Below are 20797 nucleotides of genomic sequence, written 5' to 3'. Positions count from 1 at the left end.
CTACCGCACCTCCTGGTCGCTGTCCGGGATCCGTGCGGCCCACATCGGCTGTCGCTCCGTCTTCACCTGGCCGTTCCCGTTCTGCCGGGCCGTCCGCCCGCTGTGTCCCCGCAGCGCGACGTGCAGCCCGTCCCAGAGCGTGCCGTCGGTCCGGTCCCGCGGATCGGGGTCGATCAGCACCACACCGACCACCGCGATGCGCTGGTCCGCGAGTTGGCGCGCCACGGTGTGCAGCCATGCGGCGCTGCCGTGCCCGGCACGCACGACGAGCACGGTCTGGGTACCGAGGTACTGGAGGTCGGTCCACGCGGTGCCGGGTGCCACCGAGCCGACGCCGAGCAGGCGCCCGTGATCCGGCACGGTCGTGGCCTGCCGGCCGCTGACCACGGTGGGGTCCCCCGGCTTCGGGCGGCGGCCGGAGAGCTCCGAGCCCGGCAGCCCGTCGACGACGACCACGGGCCCGTCGTCCGCCAGTGCCCTGGCGACGTTCAGGGCGATCGCGCTCGTGCTGCGCGCACAGCCCAGTTCCAGCAGCGACAGCGGTTCCGCGGAGCCGCGCGCGGTGCGGGCCAGGGACGCGGTGAGCCGTTCGCGTGCCAGCCTGGTACGTCGGCGCTGCCACGGCCTGCCAGTGCGGCGGGGCAGCTCCGAGATGACCGAGGCACCCAGGTTCGCCGCGATGTCCCGGCGCAGTACGGGGCGGTCCGCGACCACCACGCCGACCGCGGCCAGCGCGAGCCCGAGGAAGAGGCCGAGGACCAGCCCGATCACGGCGTCGGTGGCAGCGGCCTTGGGCAGGGAGTGCCGTACCGCGCTCGGGTCGTCCACGATCTGCGTGCCGGCGACGACCGCGGGCGTGCCGGTGCGGGCGTCGGCGGCGCGCTGGTCGAAGTCGGCGATCCGCGAGTTGAGTTCGGCCCGGCGGGCGTAGAGCGATTCGATGGTCGCCGCTCCCGTGGTGTCGCCGGTCGCGGCTCGTTCGTTGATCTCCTTGTTGACCGTGGCGAGCTCGTCGCGCGTGCGGTCACGCTGGTCGAGCAGGGCCTTGGATTCGGCCTTCGCGGTTGCCTTCATCCGCTGCACGTGGTCCGCGACGAACGCGTCGGCCAGCGCCTTGGCCCGGGCCACCGCCTGCGCGTCGTCGTCGCCGGTCACCTCGATCTGCAGCAGGTTGTTGGTCAGGCCGGTGCCCTGGTAGTCCTTCATGAAGTCCTCGGGTTTTTCCGGGGACTTGAGGGACTTCAAAGCCGCGTCGGCGATGCGCGTGGTCTGCAGCAGCGCGACATCGGTGCGGATCAGCGTTCCGGTGTCGTTCGGCTGGTCCTCCGCGTGGGCGACCAGCACCTTGGTCGTCGCGCTCGGCGGCGGCGGCAGCAGGACCGCCACTGCCAGGCCGGCCAGGAAGCCGAGGACCGCCATGGCGCACCACAGGCGGCGGCGCCTGCGCACCGACACCACCAGCGACTGAAGGTCCAGGAGCGGAGTGGCGGCCGGCTCCGGTGACGTCGTGTTCGTCGTCACGCCCGACCTCCCGTCCCGCGGCCGGGAACCGCGAACGTCAGCGTGGCGTCGTCCGGCAGGTCGGCGGCAGCACGCGTGGGGCCGGCCTGGACCGGGCCCGCGACGACGACGCCGACGACCTCGTGCCGGCCGTCCGCGCACGCCTCGGCGATGCCGGCGAGCTCCTCCGCGGTCCACCTGTTCGCGCTGAGGACCACCACGGCACCGTTCTCCGTCTCCCGGTCCGGCACGATCGGCCGGTCCGCCGACACCTCCACCACCCGCAGCTGCGGATCGTTCTTGGCCTCGGCAAGGAGCTGCCCCGCGGCCCGGCGGGCGATCTCGTCGCCGTCCGGTACGACGAGCAGCAGCCGCCGGGGAGCCGGCAGCTGCTCCCTTAGGCGGGCGCACACCCGCCGGTAACGAAGCCGTCTGCCGGCCTCGTCGCCGGACTTCTGCGGGGCCGGTACGTCCCACCGGGTGTCCGCGCCGAGGAGCCGGCGGATCCGGGCTCGCCGGCCCCCGCCTTCCGGCCCGTGCGCGGGCCAGTCACCGGCAACGTCCACAGCGCCGAGCGGCGTGGAGCCCAGTGCCGCGGCGATCTCGGGTTCGGTGCGCAGCCGGCGGTTCATCCGTGCGGCGACGAGATGGCCGAGGACCGCGAGCAGGAAGAACACCAGCGCTCCGCCGACGATGAGCTGAATCCGCGTCGGCGGCGCCTCACCGGTGGGCCGTGCGGCCTGCCCCATGACGACCATGCCTGCCTTGCTGGTCGACGGGTCGGCCTCTTCCAGCTTCTTCATGGCCGCCTCCAGCGAGGTGCGCAGGTTCTCGAGCGCCGTGCGGGACTGCACGCTCTCCACGGTCTGTCCCGGGTCGGCCGCCTTGGCCAGGTCGGAGATGCGCCGGTTGGTCTCCGCCACCTGCTTGCGCAGCGCCTCGGTCTGCGTGGCCACCGAGGCGTCGGTGCCGCTGCCCGCGACCTCCGCGGCGAACTGCACGAACTGCTGGGCCACCCCGTCGGCGAGCCGCTGCGCGCGCTCCGGGGTGTCGGCCGTACCCGAGATCGTGATGATGTTCCCGTCGGCGGCCGTGGCGCTCACGTTGTCCCGCAGCTCGGAGCGGCTGACGTCGGACCAGTGCAGAGCGTCGGCCGCACGGTCGACCACGGTCAGACTGGTGACGATGTCGACCTGGGTGAGCAGCTCTCGTTCCTCCCACACCCCTGGCAGCAGTACCGGTGCCGACGCGGTGTATCGCGGCGGGAACACCAGCACCGAGGTGCCGTAACCGAACAGTGCGCCCACCACGGCGAGGACGGCCAGAAGCCGCCACCGCCGACGGAGTATCCGCCCGATCGTGACGAGGCGGATGATGTCTTCGTTCAACTGCGCTGCCTCTTCTTCCTTGTGCGCACCGGACCGCTCGCCGAGACCGCTTGGCGGTCCCGGCACGCGGCGGCATAGGCGGCGAGCAGCGACGCCTGCGAGTTGGGCCAGGAAAGCTGCCCGCCGATCCGCTCCTGGCCGATCTTGCCCATCCGGGCCCGCTTGTCCGGATCGTCCAGCAACACCGTGATGAGCTCGGCGAACTGGGCCTCGTCGTTGGCCGGCGCGTAGACGGCGGCGTCACCGGCGGAGACGCGCGCCTCCTTCAGGTCGAAGGAGACGATCGGCCGGCCCATCGCCATGTACTCCAGGACCTTGTTCATGGTCGACACGTCGTTGAGCGGATTGCGCGGGTCGGGAGAGAGGCACACGTCCGCGGTGGACAGGTATCGCACCAGGTCGGCGTCGGGAATGCGCCCGGTGAACTGCACCTGGTCGGTGAGCCCGAGCTCCCGGGACAGCTCCACCATCGCCTCGAAGGCGTCGCCGGAGCCGACGAACACCGCGTGCCAGTCGGTACGCCCGAACTCGTCGCGCAGCTTCGCGAGGGCGCGCAGGGCGTAGTCGACACCGTCCTGCGGGCCCATGACGCCCAGGTAGCACAGCAGATGGGGCTTGCCGCGCTTCAACTCCGGTTCGGGCGGCACCGGTTGGAACCGCTCGATCTGGGGCGCGCTGCGCACCACGAAGACGTCCTCGGGCCGCTTGCCGCCGCGGCTCACGGCGACGCCCTTGTAGCTCTCGTTCGTGGCGAGCACGACGTCCGCGGCCCGGTAGGTCCGCCGTTCCACGGCGCACACGGCGCGGTAGAGCAGGTCCTTGCCGCGGTCGAAGCGGGAGAGGTACAGCTCGGGCACCAGGTCGTGCTGGTCGAAGACGAACCGTGCGCCGCGCCGCCGCAGCCAACGGGCCGAAAGGAACAGCAGGTCGGGCGGGTTGCAGGCGTGCACCACGTGGACCGGGCCGACCTTGCGGGCGAGCCGGGCCGTGTGCCAGAGCGCCGAACCGTACTCCTTGAGGTAGCCGGCCGGTCCTCCGGTGGCGGCGCGCAACGGGTAGCGGTGGATCCGCACCCCGTCGATCACCGCCTCCGGCTCCGTGTCCCGCTTCTCCCCCTGAGGACAGATGACGTGCACTTCCCAGCCCGCGTCGCGCAGCGTCGTGCACTCCTGCCACACCCGTCGGTCGAACGGCACCGACAGGTTCTCCACCAGGATCAGCGCGCGCCGGCCGGAGCCGTCGCCGCTGACTTCGTTACCAAGCAAGGCCCATGTATCCCGGTTCGGTCCGGCGCGTCTCGGCGTCGGGAAGGCGGATGAGGTCGACGATCACCGGGCCGCCGCCGTGAGGCAGGGCCGCGAGGACGGCCGGGTCTTTGGTCCCGACCAGGCACACCTCGGCGTGGTCGAGCACCTCCTCGACGGAGTCCGCGAGCAGCTGCGCGAGGTGCGGCAGCCGGGTCTCGATGTACTCGCGGTTCGCGCCGATCAGCCGGGACAGGCTCACGTTGGCGTCGTGGATCCGCAGGTCGTACCCCTTGCCGTGGAGCCGCTCCGCCAGCTCGACGAGCGGGCTCTCCCGGAGGTCGTCGGTGCCGGGTTTGAAGGACAGCCCGAACATTCCCACCCGGCGCTTGCCGGTGCGCTCCACCAGGTCCACCGCACGCTGCAGATGGTCGGAGTTGGAGGGCAGCACGTGGGAGAGGATGGGCACCGAGACATCGGCCCGCTGGGCCGCATAGACGAGGCTGCGCAGGTCCTTGGGCAGGCAGGAGCCACCGAAGGCGAAGCCGGGCCGCAGGTAGGCGGGGCTGATGTTCAGCTTGCGGTCGGCCAGGAACACGTCGATCACCTGGTGCGAGTCCACCCCGAGCGCCTGGCACACCGCGCCCAGCTCGTTCGCGAAGCCGATCTTCAGGCCGTGGAACGCGTTGTCCGCGTACTTGATCGCCTCGGCCGTCGGGATGGGCACCCGGAACACCTCGCCGGGCAGGCCCTCGTACAGCGCCGCCACCACGTCGCCGCTGGCCGGGTCGAGCTCGCCGATGACGGTCTTGGGCGGGTCGAAGAAGTCCCGCACGCTGGTGCCTTCGCGCAGGAACTCCGGGTTGACCGCGACGCCGACGTCCACTCCGGCGGTGCCGCCGATGTTCTTCTCCAGGATCGGCACCAGAAGGTTCAGGCAGGTGCCCGGGAGCATGGTGCTACGGAACACCACGGTGTGCCGCCCGCCCCGCTCCGCCAGCGCGGCGCCGATCTCCTCGGTGACCCGCTCCAAGTATGTGGTGCACAGGCTGCCGTTGGGCTCCGACGGGGTGCCCACGCAGATCAGCGACACCTCGCTGTCCATGATCGCCTCACGGACGTCGGTGGTGGCGCGGAGCGCTCCGGTCCGCACGACCTCCGCGGTGAGTTCGCCGATCCGTTCCTCGACCACCGGGGCCTTGCCGTCGTTGACCAGGTCGACCTTCACCTGGTTGACGTCCACGCCGATGACCTCGTGCCCCATGCCGGCCAGGCACGCGGCCGACACGCAGCCCACGTAGCCGAGCCCGAACACGCTGATTCTCATGACCCGCTCCTCCCCCCAGCCAGGCCCTTGTGGCCTGCTGTCTGCCCGCCGTCCGGACGGCGCCCCCCGCACATCAGTAGGCCCCCTGGCCGTAGAGCACCGCGCGCAGCGTCTTCCACAAGATCACCGCGTCCAGGGCGAGCGACCAGTCCTCCACGTACCGCAGGTCGAGGCGCACGGCCTCTTCCCACGGCAGGTCGCTGCGTCCACTGATCTGCCACAGGCCGGTGAGGCCGGGCTTGACCAGCAGTCGCCGCCGGATGTCCGGGCCGTACGCGGCGGACTCCTCCGGCAGCGGAGGGCGCGGACCGACGAGCGACATCGATCCGGTGAGTACGTTGAAAAGCTGCGGGAGTTCGTCGAGCGAGTACCGGCGCAGCACTGTGCCCACCCGGGTCACCCGCGGATCCCGGCGCATCTTGAACAGCAGCCCCGCGCCCTCGTTGCGGTCGGCCAGCTCGGCACGAGCCAGGTCGGCCCCCACGACCATGGTGCGGAACTTGAGGATGGTGAACTCGCGGCCGTCCTTGCCGACCCTGCGCTGGCGGTAGAACGCCCCGCCCCGGCTGTCGGTCACCACGAGCAGTCCGACGAAGAGCATCAGCGGCGCGAACAGGATCAGCAGGATCGCCGAGCCCAGCCGGTCGGCGACCGCCTTGATCGCCCGGCGGCCCCCGGTGAACGTCGGCATGCTGACCCGCAACAGCGGGATCCCGAGCACGGCGTCGACGTGCAGCCGCGGGCCGGCCACCTCCATCAGCACCGGGGCCACGACCATCTCGGCCTCGCTGCCCTCGAGGTTCCAGGCCAGCCTCTGCAGCCGCTCCGGCGTCCAGTAAGGGTCCGGTGTGATCGCGACGACACGATAGCCGTCGTTGTCCACGTACTTGGCGACGTCCGTCAGCTGGCCGACGACCGGCACTCCGTCCAGTTCGTCACTGTCGAGCCCGCGGCCGTCCGTCGTGCAGACCCCGTCCACGCGCCATCCGAGGTGGGGGAACTTGCGGGTGCGGCTGATCAGGTCGCTCACGGTGGCCGGGCTCCCGGCAGCGAGCACCGGTCTCAGGCACTGCCCTTCCTTGCGCTGTTTGTGCAGCCCGAGGCGGAGCACATACCGCGCGGTCATGGTGACCAGCGCGATGGCGGGGATCGCGACGAAGATCCAGAGCTTGATGTTGCGTGAGGTGAGGGCGATCCCGCCGAGCGCGAGCACGACGGTCGCCGCGAAGAGTGAACGTCCGAGCCTACGGAATTCCTCGGCGCCCTGGCCGAGCACGGCCGGTGCCCACGCCCGGCCCACCGCGAGCGCCCCCAGCACCAGCAGCTCGGTGCCGAACGCGAGAATTCCCCATTTCTCGTGCCAGTTGGCCGCGTCCCGGGCCCCGAAGAACTCGCCGATCGCCGCCACCACGAAGGCGGTGGTCACGGTGTCGCTGGTGATCACGGTACGGCGGTACCGCTGCTCCCAGACGTTCGCCGACTGGCCTATCGCCCCATCCGTCAGACGCTCGTGCGCCGACGGAAGGGGCCTGACTATTCCCCCCTCCCGCACAGAACCCCCCCGGTCCCCAGTGGTACGACGTGGTTGCCAGACATCGTTCCTCCCCCCGGGAGGCCCCCGCCTCCCGCACCGTTCCTCGCAGGACCCCCCGCCCCGCGCCGCGCTGTTCCTCTCCCGGGAGGCACCGGCACCTGCGCATGGCATGCCTACATCAACACTGCGCGAGCAATTCACCTTTGCAGCAGCAGACTTGCGCGTTGTGCCAGACTCTCGAGTTGCGCGGGAACCACTGGAACCTCGGATGCTCCCCGCACCCGAAGCCCCCCTCGGGTTCCAAGAACTGATCACCCCCGAGCCTGACGCCGAGACGTTTCTGCTCACTGTCCGCAGCGCCGGACCCATAGATCACTATTTGTCGCCCCGTGTCCCACCATGGGCAGCAAGGTCAATCTAGACCATCGAGACCCGTCTGCAGAGGGGGATGTGTGGAATATGTGCTTACGATTTGAAGATGGGGCAGTTAAGCCACCACCGCAACGCGTGTTTCGGCCACGAAGGCGGGCCTTGCGACCTGCGACAACGGAGTCCCGGGTTCCAGGATGGCGTCCCGCGGAGTGACCGCCGGGTGACCTCGGGGTGACGCAGCCGATCAGGACGCCGCAATCCGCAGGCCCGGTAGGGCGGCTCCGCTGGACGGGTGGTCCAACTCGCCTCAGCAGGGGGCCTCGTGGACGGCTGCCTGCCGACAGCCGAAGGCCGGACAGGATTTGAACCTGCGAACCCTTGGTAACCAGCTCCTGCGTTCCGTGTACGTGGCCATGCCGCCTTCGAGGCCGGTGTGATTGGCTCGTACCGCTCCCGGTCTTCAGCGTAAGGCCAGGGCGGCAGCTTTTGGGCGTCGACCAGGAATGCCGGCGGGTCAAGAAGCGCAGCCGATACCCCCTCGGCAGCGGATCGCTCCTCACGGTCCGCGCGGCACCCCGCGCAGGACGGCCCTGGACACCCGGACCAGGTAACTGACGCCCAGTCTGGAGTCGCATCCCATCACCCTGGACGGCAGGACCTACCTGGTCCGGGGTCCGCTCTCCGGCGTCCTGCCCGGCACCCCTGCAGCGAAGGTCACCCGTGACGGGTGAGGCCCCGGCCGCGTGACCGGCCGATCCTGCGAGGACACGGCGATCCGGCCCCGGAAGACCGGTCGGCGGCGTGGTGAGGGCCGAGAGGGCGGACGGCCACCGTCGAAGGGACAGTCCATGACCACCGGGCACGGCACCCCGCAGGCCACGGGCCCTCCGCGGGCCGTGCCAGGGATCGTCGTCGCGGCGGAACCCCTGACCGATGTGGACACCACGGCCGCGGACGTCCTGCACGCACTCGACGAACCTGGTTGGTTCTTCCCCACCGTGGAGGCGGCCGTGGCGGCCTGCTGTCGGAGCACCGGCGCCGAGTGGGCCGTCGGCTCCCCCGTTCGTCCACGTGGCGGGAGGTGATCGCGGTGGGTGTCGTCGACAGGGACGCCGTCGGACGGGCGACGCGACTGGCCGTGGGGCTGGTCGACCTGGCCGTTCGGGCAGCCGCCGACACCGCGCAGGGCGCGGCGAACGCCCGGCCCCGGGACGTCAGGGCCGTACCGGACGCGGCGCTCGGCCTCGCCCTGCAGGTCCAGCGCCGATCACTGTCGGTCGTGGCGGGTGTCGGCGGTGTGGCCGTGCCCTGTACCCGTGCCGTGGTCCGCCTTCTCGTGCCTTCCGTCGCCGCCGACGCCGTCGGCCGTCGGGTGGCGCGCTGGCGGACGATCGGCGCGGCGGAACGGCTGCGGGCGCGCGACGAGGCAGCGCTGCGCACCCGGGCGCTGGTGCGTGAGCTGGCCGTCGCCGTCCTCGACGAGATCGACGTCGACGCGGTGGCCGACCGTCTGGACGTCGACCGCGTCACCGCCCGCGTCGACCTGGACTCCATACTCTCCCGGCTCGACCTGGACGCCGTCATGGCCGGCGTCGACCTCGACGCCGTGATCACCCGGCTCGACCTGGACGCCGTACTCACCCGTGTCGACCTGGACGCCGTCCTGTCCCGGCTCGACCTGGACGCCCTCGTCGGCCGCGTCGACCTCGACGCCGTTCTCGACCGCGTCGACCTCGTGCGGTACGCGGAGTCGGTCCTCGACGAGGTCGACATCGGACGGGTGGTCCGGGACACCGGAGGCAGTATCACCGCGGAGACGCTCGACGCGTTCCGTGAGCAGAACGCGCGTGCCGACCGGCTCGTGCAGCGGATCACCGACCGGCTGCTCCACAGAGCCGGTCCGTCGGCCGACGGAGGCGCCGAGGGGCGGCCTCCAGCAGTGGAGACGCCGTGACAGCCCCGGCCCGTCCGCGTCGCCCACCGGAGGTCCAGGGGCATCCGGCGGGACTTGTGTCACGGACGGCGGCGGCAGCCGTGGACGCCCTGGTCGTGCTGGCACTCCTCCTCGCCCTCCAGTTCGGGTACGCGGCGGTCCGCTGCCTGCTGACGGGGCCGCCCTTCACGGTCCCCGATCCCGGACCCGGCCTCACCGCCGTCGTCGGCTACGTGTCCCTCGTCGTCTATCTCACGGGCAGCTGGCTCTCCAGCGGGCGCACGGCCGGGGACCAGCTGATGGGCCTGCGGGTGACGGACGGCGCGGGGCAGCGCCTCACTGCCGGTGTCGCCCTGCTCCGGGCCGTCCTGTGCGTCGCCCTGCCCTGGGGGCTGTTGTGGATCCCGGTGAGCCGGCGCGGGGCGTCGCTCCAGGACGCGGTGACGGGCAGTGCCGTCGTGCACGACTGGTACGGCCGCACACCTGGCCGTAGCGGCGGCCTCGCCTCCGACAGGTGAAGCGCGGGTGCTGGACCTGCTGTTCCTGCATCCGGACCGCGCGCGTGAGGACTCGGTGAGGTAGTCCCGCGTCGGTCAGCCTGTCCCCCGGCCCGGGGACGGACCGCCGAAAGGTACGCCGTCCCCGGCCCCTTCCGAGTGTCGCCGGCGCGGTGCTGCTGCGGCCCCGGAACAGTCCGCCCCGGGTCGGCCGCGCCATCGTGGACGTGGACGCCGCTGACATCGCGGTCGGCATCGACGGCGAGTACGTCGTGCTGCCAACGACCTCGTGGGCATGACGGATCCGAAGCGCGCACCACGCACCAGGCGAGCCGCCTGGGCGGTGTCGGTGCTTTCACGGGCTGGAGTGCGACGCGCGGGGGTGCCAGGCGACGCGCGCCGAGGCGACCGCCGGCATCCACCAGGGCGAGCGACAGACGGGTCGGCTCCAGCATCCCCGAAGCGCTGTAGAGGGAGAGCACGGTGAGCGGCGCGGTCACCGACGGCACCAGTCCGAGGACGCGCGGCGTGCCGGAGCGGGACGGCGTCCACCACACGCCCACGGCGGCGAGCGCCAGTCCGGCGATGCCGACGAGCGCCCACAGCACGCTGCCCGGTCCGCCGCGAGGAGCGGTACCAGGATGCCGCCCAGGGGGCGAGGAGAGCGGGGCGTGCCCGGAAGGCGCTGCCGGTGTCCGTGCGGCTGCTCGCGTGGCGTCCCATCTCCTCGCCTTCCCTTGACCCCTTTCCTTCCGGCGGACCGGTGCATGACGGGTCGTCAGATGTTGCGCCCAGGACGCTCGAACGGTTCGAAGGAGTCGTCACGCCGGACCACGCACAGGGCCCAGATGACGAACGCCGAGAACGCGATCATCACGAGCGACCAGACCGGGTAGTACGGCAGGGAGAGGAAGTTGGCGATGATGACGAGCCCGGCTATGCCCACCCCGGCCACCCGCGCCCAGGTGGCCGCCCCGAAGAGTCCGAGGCTGACGACCACGGCGATCACGCCCAGGGCCAGGTGGATCCAGCCCCAGCTGGTCAGGTCGAACTTGAAGACGTAGTTGCGCGTGTTGACGAAGACGTCGTCCTTGGCGATGGCCATGATGCCCCGGAAGATGTCGAGCACTCCGGCGAGCATCAGCATGACGGCCCCGAAGATCATCGTGCCGGAGGCCCAGTCCTGCTTGGCCGTGCTCGTGTGCGTGGTGTGTGTGGCGGTCATCCTGACCCCTCGTTTCTGTCGGACGGCGTGTTCAGCGCCGCGAGGTGGCGGCGACGCCGGGTGACGTCCCCGCGCCGTGGCCGCTCAGGACCAGCTCCTTCGCCCTGGCGAACTCCTCGTCCGTGATGTCGCCGCTGGCGCGGATCTGCGACAGCTTGGCGAGTTCGTCGGCGCTGCTGGTCGCGGCGCCGTCCTTGGCGGTCTCCCGGACGTACGAGTCGAAGGCCTGCTGCTGCGCACGGGCCTGGGCGACCTCGCGGCGGCCCATGTTCTTGCCGCGGGCGATCACGTAGACGAAGACGCCCAGGAAGGGCAGGACGATCGTGAAGACCAGCCAGCCGGTCTTGGCCCAGCCGCTCAAGGCGTCGTCGCGGAAGATGTCGACGACCACCCGGAAGAGCAGCACGAACCACATGATCCACAGGAAGAACCACAGCATGGACCAGAAGACGCTCAGCAGCGGATAGTCGTACGCGAGGTACGTGTTCGCACTCATGGTCTCTCTCCTCCGTCCGGGGCCTTCGCCCGGCGGCCTGTCTGTGCCGTCTTCAGCGTGCCCACGGCAAAGAGGGGGTGACTTCACCCGGCGCGGGTGAGCGGCAGCCGCGGCCCCGTCACGGGTGGCTGGACGGCCCCGGAAGACGGGGCTTGCGCGGTACCGGACGCCCATCGGCCAGCCCCAGCGGGCGGAACTCGTCGAGACTGCGTTCCATGGCGACGGGCAGGACCAGTCGGTCCGCCCCGCTCAGCGCGACCGTCCCGCTGCCCGCGAGGACCGATCCCGGAAGCAGACTCCGCCAGCTGATCCGGCCACCCAGCAGCAGGTACTGGGTCCACCACCACAGCGGCGCCGCCGAGGGGCAACGGCCGGGCCGCCGCCGAACCCCCGCCGCAACGGCGCCCGGACCGGCAGGAACACCTCGGCCCGGCGCAGACCCTCATAGCTGGCACTCGGCCCGCAACGACGCCCGACGCAGACGCCGACAGCGTTCACAAGACCAACGGCAGGGCCTGCGCCGAACCCCGCCACAACGGCGCCCGGACCGGCAGAAACACCTCGGCCCGGCCCTGACCCTCATAGCTGGCACTCGGCCCGCAACGACGCCCGACGCAGACGCCGACAGCGTTCGCGCACCGTCTGTGGAGCCCGGCTGAACGCCGTCGCGGAGGCCGGCAGGCGGTCGAGGCGGGATTCGCGGTGTCTGCCTCGTAGCGCCCGGCGGCCGGGCACGGTCTCAGACGTCCGCCGGGGCCTCGTGGAGTTCCGTGCCGCTGGATCGGCGCAGCGCGGCCCGCCAGGCGAGGGCGAGCGCCAGCTCGAACAGGCCGAGCAGCACCAGCCACAGACCGAGCAGCCGGGTCAGCACACGGGCCGACTCGGCCGGCAGGGCCAGCACCACGATCCCGGCGACGATGGCGAGCACCGCCACGCCCAGCACGAAGGCGCGGTGCGGCAGGTCCTCGGCGGCGATCGCCGTGTAGAGGGTGAGGATCCCGGACACCAGCCAGACGACTCCGACGACCAGGGAGAGCGCGGCGATGGTCTGCAGCGGATTGCGCAGGCACAGCACCCCGGCGAGGACGTACAGCACGGCCATGAGCAGCCCGAGCAGCCGTTCGCCGGGTCCGGTACGGCCGAAGACGGCGACGAACCGGAACGCTCCGCTCACCAGCAGGTGCAGGCCGATGAGGACGGCGAGGACATGGAGGGTCTCGTCCGGCCAGACCAGCACGAGGACGCCCGGCACGAGCGTGGCGATCGCGGAACCGAGGATCCAGGTCCAGGAACGGCCCAGGCGTTGCAGTACGTCCGAGCCGTCCGCCGTGCGATCGGGGGCGGCCCCGTCGGGACGGTGCTCCGGAGCGGTACGTGATGCCGGACCACGCGGCAGGGTCATGGCTCCTCCTCGCCCGGTCGAACCGGTCGTCCGCGCACCGCCCGGGACGGTGCGCAGGCCCTCACGCGGCCAGCGTCCCGCGTGGTGCCCGCGGCCGGGTCACCCCCCACGGGTGATCCGTCGGCAGCACGGTGCCGGTGGGCCGAAACGCGAGGTCGTACGGGCGAGCCGAGCGCTCTCCCCGCAGCCGGACGGAGCACGGCCTGCCCCACTGCGGCGGAACCCGTCCGGGCGGTCGCGCGCGCCCCGGGTGGGCCCGGGCCGCCGGGCGTGGGGCCGCCCACTCCGATCGCCATCGCCGCCCACCTGGACTCCGGTGACCGCTTCGGCCGTGCCCTCACGAGCGGGACTGCGGGGCATCGGCGACCGCGGTGCGCTTCGGCCAAGTGACCGCGGAGGGCCTCTGAGCGTCGGCGGAAATACCTCGTGGCCGGTCGCCGAAGATCCAGTGGGCCACCACGGCGGAGTCACCGTGGGCCACCAGGGAGAGTGGCGCCGCCACGTCGCTCACTCCGGCATCCGGCGCATCTCCACCACGTGCAGGCCCAGCGACTGGCAGCGGGCCAGCAGGCCGAACAGGTGCGCCTCGTCGATGACGGAACCGAACAGGACGGTCTGTCCGGCCATCATGACGCGTTCCAGCTCCGGAAAGGCTTCGGCCAGCGTCTCCGACATGTGTCCGTCGACTCGGATCTCGTAGCGCATGGCGGTCCTCCCGCGCGCGGCCGGGAAGGCGTTTCGTGTCCTGTCCTGCGATGGTCCGCCCGGATGGCGCTCCCGGCCTCACCCGGCGGAGGTGATCCGCCGTCCGGCGCTCAGGCGACCCGCTCAGTGTTTCAGGAACACCTTGAAGGAGATGATCAGAAGTCCCAGCAGCAGGTTGACCGCGGCGGTGGCGGCGACCAGGCGCCAGGAGGCACCGGCGCGACGGGCCGCGGCCACGGACCATCCCACCTGCCCTGCCACCGCGACGGACAGCGCCAGCCAGAGGGCACCCTGCACGTCCAGCCCCAGCAGCGGACTGACCGCCACCGCCAGGGCCGGCGGTACGGCCGCCTTCACGATCGGCCACTCCTCGCGACACGCGTGGAACACGACATGGCGGTCGAGGGGCTCCTTCGCCAGGCGGGAACCGAACAGCTGGGCGTGCACATGCGCGACCCAGAACGCCACACCGGTGAGCAGCAGCAGGATCACCAGCTCCAGTCGCGGGAACGAGCCGAGGGTGCCGGCACCGATCACCACGGATGCCGCGAGCATGGATCCGTAGACACCGCCGGTGTAGTCGGCGCGAGCCCGCCGTCCGGTGTCGGGCCCGCGAACCGTCGTGTGGTCGGTCGTGGACATCGGTGCTCCCTGGGGTCAGCGCGTCGGGTCGGCAGCTGGGGCCGACGCGGCGGCCTTGTGTGCCTTCGTGCCGCTCTTCCGTCCTGCCGGGAGGTTCGGGGTCACGAGGAAACTCGCCAGCGTGACGCCACCGGTGGCGAGGATCGCCGCCTTGAGACCGTTGATCTGCGCGGAGGCGTAGGAGTCCGTGACGGCCTCCACCTCGGAAGCGGGCAGTCCTGCGTCCACCGCCGCCGAGTGCACCTGGTCGGTGGTGACGAAGGAGATGCCGGACTCCAGGGCGACGCCGGTCTGCGTACGGGCCTGTTCGGAGATCTGCGGGTCGTCGGCGACCTGCGCGGTGAACGCGTGGGCCAGCGCCCCGAGGAGGATCGAGCCGATCAGCGCCGTGCCGAGTGCGGAGCCGAGGTTCTGCGCCGTGAACTGAAGTCCTCCGACCTCGCTGCGTTCCTCCTCGCCGACGCTGGACTGCACGACGTTGCCCAGTTGCGAGGCGAGCAGGCCGGTGCCCACGCCCACCAGGGCCATGGCGCCGGCGAACTGCGCGTCGTCGATGACCGGGTCGATGGTGGCCAGCAGCCACACGATGGCGACCGCCAGGGTGGCGAGGGCCAGCCGGACCATCCGGCGCGGTCCCACGGCCCGTCCCAGCGAGGAGGCGAGCATGGAGGCCGCGAGCATGGTGATGGAGACCGGGAGCAGTCGAAGTCCGGTCTGGAAGGCGTCGAATCCCTGCACCACCTGCAGGTACAGCGGGATGACGAAGAACAGCCCCAGCAGGATCAGGTTCTGGCCCATCAGGGTCAGCAGACCGGAACGCAGGTCGGGCCGGTGCAGCAGGGGCAGGTGGACGAGGGGATCGGTACCCCGGGCGTCCTGGCGCCGCTCCCAGTGGACGAAGCCGGAGAGTACGGCCGCTCCCGCCCCGACCACGAACAGCGTCGGGGCGAATCCGAGGACGGTGAAGGGCGGGTTGCGGGGCGAGACCCACCCCCAGGTGCTGCTCTGGAGGACCCCGAGCACGCAGAGCGCCAGCCCGGCGGCCGACAGCACGGCGCCGACCCCGTCCAGACGGGGGCGGGTCCCGGTGCGAGCGGACTCCGTGATCATGCGGTGGCAGCACAGCATGGCCAGGACGATCACGACCTCGCCGGCGAACACCAGCCGCCAGGTGAGGTAGGTGGTCACCCAGCCGCCGAGCAGGGGACCGACCGCGATGCCGGCCCCGGCGAGTCCGCCGATGACGCCGTAGGCGACGGCCCGGTCCGGTCCGCGGTACGACTCCGCGACGAGGGCGGCCATGGCCGGCAGCACCATGGCGGCGCCGAGACCCTCGATGACCGACCAGCCCAGGGCGAGGACCCACACGGTGGGGGCCAGCGCGGTCAGGGCCGATCCCGCGGCGTACACCATCAGCCCGAGGAAGAAGAGCCGACGGCGCCCCAGGATGTCGCCGAGCCGGCCACCGATGATCATGAACGCGGCCATGACCAGCGCGTACAGGGTGATGACGGCCTGGATGGTGGTGACCTCGGTGTCGAAGTCCTCGACCAGCTGGCTGATCGAGACGTTCATGACGGAGGTGTCCAGGACCATCAGGAACTGAGCCGTCCCCAGGACGACCAGTGCGCGCCAATGTCTCATGTGACCACCTCGCCAGGTCGGTCCGGAGCGGCGGTGGAGGCGGCCGCTGCTCCTATCGCAGCGGACGGGGGCGCGCCGCGCCTCACCCGTCGCGGGCGACCTGCCGGGCCCTCACAGCAGCCCCAGGTCCCGGGCGCGGCGGACCGCCTCGCTGCGGCGGTTCACCGCCAGCTTCCGGTACAGGCTCTTGAGATGGGTCTTCACCGTGTTCACCGACAGGTACAGGTCCGCGGCGATCTCCTGCGTCGACATCATCTGCGCCAGCCGCCGCAGGACGTCGCGTTCGCGTTCGCTCAGCTCCTGCACGACGATCGGCACGGGAGGCGTGGGTGCCGCGGCCGGTCCGCCGGGGACCGACGAGCCGGGCAGGAGCCAGCCGACGGCCAGGTCCCGCAGGGGCGGCGCTGCCAGCAGCGGCCTGATCCACCGTCCGGCGTCGAGGAAGGGGCGCCTGAGCCGTTCGGTCCGGGCGCCGAGCAGGGCCTGCGCGACGAACCTGCGGGCGGCTTCACCGTCCCCCGCCGTATGGGCGGCCTGAGCCCTGACCAACGCCGCCCGGACGGTCACCGCGGGCCCTGGCCGGCTCTCGGCGGAAACGCTGTCGAGCAGGTCGATCGCGGCGCCCCGATGTCCCGCGGCGAGCTGGATACGCGCGGCTTCCACGGCACAGGCCGACTGGTCGTCCGGCAGGTCCCGGAGCAGCTCGGCAGCCGTCTCGGACCGCCCTTCCGCCAGATGGGCGGCGGAGGCGACCAGCTGTTCCAGGCTGTCGGCCCACGGTGAGGCGACAGCGGTGGAGGCGGGCGGGGCCGCCGACTCCACGGCCGCTCGCGCGTTGCCCCGGGCCAGCTGGAGCCGGGCCGCGGTGATGGCTCGCCCGGCGGCCTTGACCGGGTCCTGGATGTCGTCGGTGAGCTCGTCGACCTCGTCGAGGAGGGCTTGGGCGCGGCCCAGTTCGTTGCGGTCGACCGCCACGGCGGCCAGGACCAGTCGCCCGATGCCGGAGCCGGCGGGCTGGGGAAGGCTGAACCGCTCCGTCTCGGTCACCGCCGCGAGGGCCTGGCGCTCGGCCCTGCCGAGCCAGCCGTCCAGGTAGTCGATCAGCGCCAGGTGGCCCATCGACTCCTCCCGGGGCAGCACCGTCGAGACCCCGCCGGGGCAGTCGGCCGCCTCGGACAGAGCGGCCCGCGCGTCCTCGAAGCGTCCCGCCCACAGCCGCGCGCAGCCCAGATGGGTCAGCAGGAGGGCGGGCAGCTCGGGGTGCTTGTCCAGAAGGTGCGCGGGAACCTCCGACCGCGCCTCCTCGGCGGTCTCGGCGGCCCGTTCCGCCTGTTCGGGCGAGCCGGCCAGTCTGGCGGCCGCCGCCTCCAGGAGCGCACAGCTGAGCTGGGCGGTCGCCGCATCGCCCGCCTCGTCGGACAGCCGCTCCTCGGCGTGGTGCAGGTGGGCCCTGCCCCGGTCGAGGTCGTTGCGCGCCAGGTCGCGGGCCGCCCGGACGATCTCGGTCGCGGGGCCCGTGGCGTCGGGTGCCATCCGGGAGAACAGCTCGTTCAGGTCGTCGGAGCGCAGACCGGTGAAGAACTGTCCTATCGCCAGGTCGTCGACGAGGGCACCGGCCGTGAAGTCCCAGTCCTCGGCGGCTGCACCGTGGGCGAGCACCTCCGGGAGGGTGCCGTGGCGCCGCAGCCACCGGGCCGCGGACCGGTGCAGATCGGGTTCGAGACCGGGGTGGCGCACCCGCAGATGGGTCTGGAGTATCTCCCCGAACAGGGGATGCAGGCGATACCAGCCCTGTCCCAGCTGTTCGACGAAGGCGTTCTCGCGGTGCAGCTCGGCCAGGATGCGGCCGGCGTCGGTGCGGTGGGTCAGCCCGTTCACCAGATCGGGGCAGAAGCGCTCCAGAACACTGGCGCGCAGCAGCAGGTCCTGGGTCTCCTCCGGCTGGCGTCTGAGTACTTCCGCCAGCAGGAAGTCGGCGACGGTACTGCGGTCGGCCTCGAACTCCTTGAGATACGTCTCCGGGTCCGGGCTCTCCTGCGCGGCCAGGGCGCACAGCCGCAGACCGGCGGCCCAGCCGCGGGTGCGCTCCACCACGGCGCGCGCGGCACTTGCGGGCAGGCGCAGTCCGTGCAGTTCCAGCAGTGCCGCCGCCTCCTCGGGGGTGAAGGCGAGCTCGGCGTCGCGGATCTCCGTGAGGGCTCCTGCCGTCCGGTACCGGTGCAGGGAGAACATCGGCTCGTTGCGGGTGACGAGGACCAGACGCAGACCGGAGCCTGCGTGCTGGAGCACGAACTCCAGCTGTTCCGCGACCTCGGAGGCGCTCACCCGATCGAACTCGTCGAGCACGACGACGGGGGCCGGATCACGTCCGACGAGATCCTCGGCGATCTCCGAGAGCACCTGGTGGCTCACCCGGCTCGGGTCCGCCGGGCAGTGGACCCGGCCGGACAGCGGTGTGCCGGAGGCGTCGAGAGCCTGGAGGAAATACGCCCAGAACATGCCGGGGCGCTGGTCCTCCGCCTCGACGGTGAGCCAGGTGACCGGCCGGTCCAGGCTCGCGGTCCAGTCGGCGACCAGCACGGTCTTCCCTGCGCCGGCCGAGCCGTTGACCATGGTCAGCGGGGTCTCGAGCGCCTGTCCGAGGTGCCGGGTCAGGCGCGGGCGCGGGAGGTAGGTGGCCGGTTTCGACGGTACGGCGAATCTTGTGCGCAAGAACGGATCCCCGAGCGGATCGACATGGCCTCCGGCCGGAGCCGAAGTGCCCCTGTCCCCTGTAGCCACGGCGCTCACCACCACGCTCAGTCAGATCCTGGGCAGCGCTCCCTTTCGCTCAGCTTCTCACCTTTCCCGAGCGCGCACCTGGCGTACAGGACCCCCTGGTCCCTTCGGAGGGCCGGACAGCCCTACGAAGGGACCGATGGACCTGCCCCGCGCCAACCCGCTCCGGCCGGCCGCGCCGGTGGCGGGGCAGTCACGTTGGGTAGTGAGCCGTTCGTCCTGAGGCCCTGCCCCCTTCAACGGGACCGCCCGCTCCGGTCCCCGCTCAGTGCAACTCGGCCTCCACGGGATCGTCTTCGAGGAACCCGCCCGACTGGTGGTGCCACAGCTTCGCGTACGGGCCGTCCAGGGCGAGCAGTGCCTGGTGGCTGCCCTGCTCGACGATCCGCCCGCGGTCGAGGACGACGAGCTGGTCCATGCCCGCGACCGTGCTCAGCCGGTGGGCGACCACGAGCGCCGTCCGGCCCTCCATGAGCCGCCACAACGCCTCCTGGACCAGGATCTCGCTCTCCGAGTCCAGGGCACTGGTCGCCTCGTCGAGCAGCAGGATCGGCGCGTCGCGCAGGATCGCCCGGGCGAGGGCGACCCGCTGGCGCTGTCCGCCGGACAGCTTGACGCCGCGCTCGCCCACCAGGGTGTCGAAGCCCTCCGGCAGCGCGTCGGCGAACTCCGTGACATGGGCCGCCTCGGCGGCGCGCCGGATCTCGGCGTCGGTGGCGTCCGGGCGCGCGAAGGCGATGTTCTCCCGCAGGGTCCGGTGGAACATGGCCGGGTCCTGCGGAACATAGGCCATGAGACTGCGCAGGTCGCTCTGGCGGAGCCTGCTGATGTCCTGTCCGCCGACCAGGATCCGGCCGCCGTCGATGTCCTGCATCCGCAGCAGCAGCCGGGTCAGCGTGGTCTTGCCGCCGCCCGACCGTCCGACCAGTCCCACCTTCGTCCCGCCGGGCACGAACAGGTCGAGTCCCTCGAAGAGCAGCTCCGCGCCCGCGTGGGCGAAGCTCACCTGCTCGAAGCGGACATCGGCGGCCCCGGGCAGCAGCGGCTCCGGGGACGGCGGGTCGAGCACGGTCGGCGGGGTCAGCAGCAGCTCGGTGAACTGCGCGGCCTCTGTCATCGAGCTCTCCAGGCGACGATAGATCTGGTTGAACTCGAACATGATCCGGGTCGCGTTGGAGTAGTAGGTGAAGGCGACGACGACCGCTTCGACACCGTGCTCTCCCCCGCCGAGGGCGACCGCAAGCAGCAGCCCGAGCGCGTTGGTCAGCACGGACATCGGCGCGACGAAGGTGTCGATGCGCAGGTTGCCGTAGTCCCACGACCTGAGCGTGAGCCGGCGCGAGGTGGCGACCCGGGCGCGGTGTTCGGCGGCCTCGCGTTCCTCGGCACCGAAGGCCCGGACCGTGTCCATGTTCATCAGGCTGTCGGCGACGTGCCCCGACACCCGGGCGACCGCCGCCTCGCGCTCGGCGACCAGTTCCTGGCGGCGCCGGATGAGGGGTGCCGCGCACAGCGCCGTGACCACGATCATCGTCAACAGCCCTACGACGAGCAGCGGTTCGTAGCGCCACAGCACCGCGGCGCCGAACAGCAACGGCACGACGTTGCCGACGACCTGGAACGAAAGCGTGTCGACGAACGGCTCGAATCGGGTGGCGAAGCTCAGGACGCGCTTGGTGAGCGATCCGGCGAAGTTGTCGTGGAAGAACGTGGCGTCCTTGGCGAACAGTTCGTCCATCCCGATCACGTACAGGTGCTCGATGCCGAGGGCGTCGAGACGGTTCATACAGTGCAGGGCGACCCGCCACAGCGCTTCCGCGAGCAGCAGGACGCCGGCGAAACCCAGGACGTACGGCAGGGCCGACCTGACGGTGATCCGGCCGCCGTCGGCGATGTCCCCGGCGAGCTTGGCGACGATCAGTGGCGCGATGTAGTTGAGGCCGATGCCGCCCAGCGCGAACAGCAGCATGGCGGGAACCGTCAGCCGGCGGAGCCTGGCCAACTCCCGTCCGTAGTAACGAAGTGCGAGGAACACCGCGCCCTTGCGCGGTGTGATTTTCTCCAGCTCAGGCGTCTGCATCCTAACCCTGTGTTTATGGGGAGTAGCGTT

General features: G+C 71.5%; 16 protein-coding genes. 3 read left to right on the top strand and 13 right to left on the bottom strand.

Annotated features, from left to right (window positions below):
- From ABZT06_RS01640 to ABZT06_RS01620, 5 genes are all read right to left on the bottom strand, one after another.
- The gene (locus ABZT06_RS01640) at positions 1-1521 is read right to left on the bottom strand and encodes a Wzz/FepE/Etk N-terminal domain-containing protein (RefSeq protein WP_355733194.1); all 1521 of its coding nucleotides are present in this window, start codon (positions 1519-1521) and stop codon (positions 1-3) included.
- Positions 1518-2888, bottom strand: coding sequence for a Wzz/FepE/Etk N-terminal domain-containing protein (locus ABZT06_RS01635; protein WP_355733191.1), 1371 nt, complete (start codon positions 2886-2888; stop codon positions 1518-1520). Before ABZT06_RS01635 ends, ABZT06_RS01640 begins: the two co-directional genes overlap by 4 nt.
- Entirely contained in the window at positions 2885-4153 is a 1269-nt protein-coding gene (locus tag ABZT06_RS01630; RefSeq protein ID WP_355733188.1) for a glycosyltransferase family 4 protein, read from the bottom strand. The genes ABZT06_RS01635 and ABZT06_RS01630 overlap by 4 nt, the downstream gene beginning before the upstream one ends.
- Entirely contained in the window at positions 4143-5459 is a 1317-nt protein-coding gene (locus ABZT06_RS01625) for a nucleotide sugar dehydrogenase (RefSeq protein ID WP_355733185.1), read from the bottom strand. The genes ABZT06_RS01630 and ABZT06_RS01625 overlap by 11 nt, the downstream gene beginning before the upstream one ends.
- 73 nt (positions 5460-5532) lie before the next feature.
- Complete coding sequence (locus ABZT06_RS01620; RefSeq protein WP_355733181.1) at positions 5533-7011, bottom strand: sugar transferase; 1479 nt, start codon at positions 7009-7011, stop codon at positions 5533-5535.
- A 1202-nt stretch (positions 7012-8213) separates the two neighbouring features.
- Here ABZT06_RS01620 and ABZT06_RS01615 point away from each other — a divergent pair.
- The 3 genes from ABZT06_RS01615 to ABZT06_RS01605 are packed head-to-tail and all read left to right on the top strand — an operon-like array spanning position 8214 to position 9816.
- Positions 8214-8450, top strand: coding sequence for a hypothetical protein (locus ABZT06_RS01615; protein ID WP_355733178.1), 237 nt, complete (start codon positions 8214-8216; stop codon positions 8448-8450).
- Positions 8451-8455: 5 nt separating this feature from the next.
- The gene (locus tag ABZT06_RS01610) at positions 8456-9319 is read left to right on the top strand and encodes a hypothetical protein (RefSeq protein ID WP_355733176.1); all 864 of its coding nucleotides are present in this window, start codon (positions 8456-8458) and stop codon (positions 9317-9319) included.
- Positions 9316-9816 carry an RDD family protein gene (locus ABZT06_RS01605; protein ID WP_355733173.1) on the top strand — a complete coding sequence of 167 codons (501 nt, stop codon included), beginning with the start codon at positions 9316-9318 and terminating at the stop codon, positions 9814-9816. The genes ABZT06_RS01610 and ABZT06_RS01605 overlap by 4 nt, the downstream gene beginning before the upstream one ends.
- 757 nt (positions 9817-10573) lie before the next feature.
- On the opposite strand, the gene ABZT06_RS01600 is transcribed toward ABZT06_RS01605, so the two are convergent.
- The 8 genes from ABZT06_RS01600 to ABZT06_RS01565 all read right to left on the bottom strand — a co-directional run bounded on the left by ABZT06_RS01600 (position 10574) and on the right by ABZT06_RS01565 (position 20767).
- Positions 10574-11020, bottom strand: a complete 447-nt coding sequence (locus ABZT06_RS01600) for a hypothetical protein (protein ID WP_355733169.1) — start codon at positions 11018-11020, stop codon at positions 10574-10576.
- A 31-nt stretch (positions 11021-11051) separates the two neighbouring features.
- Entirely contained in the window at positions 11052-11516 is a 465-nt protein-coding gene (locus tag ABZT06_RS01595) for an SHOCT domain-containing protein (protein ID WP_355733166.1), read from the bottom strand.
- Positions 11517-12255: 739 nt separating this feature from the next.
- Entirely contained in the window at positions 12256-12918 is a 663-nt protein-coding gene (locus ABZT06_RS01590; protein WP_355733163.1) for a DUF308 domain-containing protein, read from the bottom strand.
- 507 nt (positions 12919-13425) lie between these two features.
- On the bottom strand, positions 13426-13623 hold the full coding sequence (locus ABZT06_RS01585) for a hypothetical protein (protein WP_355733160.1): 198 nt from the start codon (positions 13621-13623) through the stop codon (positions 13426-13428).
- A gap of 123 nt (positions 13624-13746) precedes the next feature.
- The gene (locus ABZT06_RS01580; protein ID WP_355733158.1) at positions 13747-14265 is read right to left on the bottom strand and encodes a hypothetical protein; all 519 of its coding nucleotides are present in this window, start codon (positions 14263-14265) and stop codon (positions 13747-13749) included.
- A gap of 15 nt (positions 14266-14280) precedes the next feature.
- The gene (locus tag ABZT06_RS01575) at positions 14281-15909 is read right to left on the bottom strand and encodes an MFS transporter (protein WP_355733156.1); all 1629 of its coding nucleotides are present in this window, start codon (positions 15907-15909) and stop codon (positions 14281-14283) included.
- A gap of 111 nt (positions 15910-16020) precedes the next feature.
- The gene (locus tag ABZT06_RS01570) at positions 16021-18699 is read right to left on the bottom strand and encodes a LuxR C-terminal-related transcriptional regulator (RefSeq protein ID WP_355733153.1); all 2679 of its coding nucleotides are present in this window, start codon (positions 18697-18699) and stop codon (positions 16021-16023) included.
- Between the two features lie 253 nt (positions 18700-18952).
- Positions 18953-20767: an ABC transporter ATP-binding protein gene (locus ABZT06_RS01565; RefSeq protein WP_355733151.1), complete on the bottom strand. Its 1815-nt coding sequence runs from the start codon at positions 20765-20767 to the stop codon at positions 18953-18955.
- Between the last annotated feature and the right edge of the window lie 30 nt (positions 20768-20797).

It is taken from the genome of Streptomyces sp. NPDC005483 (assembly GCF_040606035.1).
GTDB lineage: Bacteria > Actinomycetota > Actinomycetes > Streptomycetales > Streptomycetaceae > Streptomyces.
This window is presented reverse-complemented; position numbering and strand designations above follow the sequence as displayed.

Bases quoted from the DNA above. Each gene is read 5' to 3' on its own strand.
- ABZT06_RS01565 (WP_355733151.1), bottom strand. From the start codon at position 20,767: ATGCAGACGCCTGAGCTGGAGAAAATCACACCGCGCAAGGGCGCGGTG.
- ABZT06_RS01575 (WP_355733156.1), bottom strand. From the start codon at position 15,909: ATGAGACATTGGCGCGCACTGGTCGTCCTGGGGACGGCTCAGTTCCTG.
- ABZT06_RS01600 (WP_355733169.1), bottom strand. From the start codon at position 11,020: ATGACCGCCACACACACCACGCACACGAGCACGGCCAAGCAGGACTGG.
- ABZT06_RS01625 (WP_355733185.1), bottom strand. From the start codon at position 5,459: ATGAGAATCAGCGTGTTCGGGCTCGGCTACGTGGGCTGCGTGTCGGCC.
- ABZT06_RS01590 (WP_355733163.1), bottom strand. From the start codon at position 12,918: ATGACCCTGCCGCGTGGTCCGGCATCACGTACCGCTCCGGAGCACCGT.
- ABZT06_RS01595 (WP_355733166.1), bottom strand. From the start codon at position 11,516: ATGAGTGCGAACACGTACCTCGCGTACGACTATCCGCTGCTGAGCGTC.
- ABZT06_RS01585 (WP_355733160.1), bottom strand. From the start codon at position 13,623: ATGCGCTACGAGATCCGAGTCGACGGACACATGTCGGAGACGCTGGCC.
- ABZT06_RS01615 (WP_355733178.1), top strand. From the start codon at position 8,214: ATGACCACCGGGCACGGCACCCCGCAGGCCACGGGCCCTCCGCGGGCC.
- ABZT06_RS01580 (WP_355733158.1), bottom strand. From the start codon at position 14,265: ATGTCCACGACCGACCACACGACGGTTCGCGGGCCCGACACCGGACGG.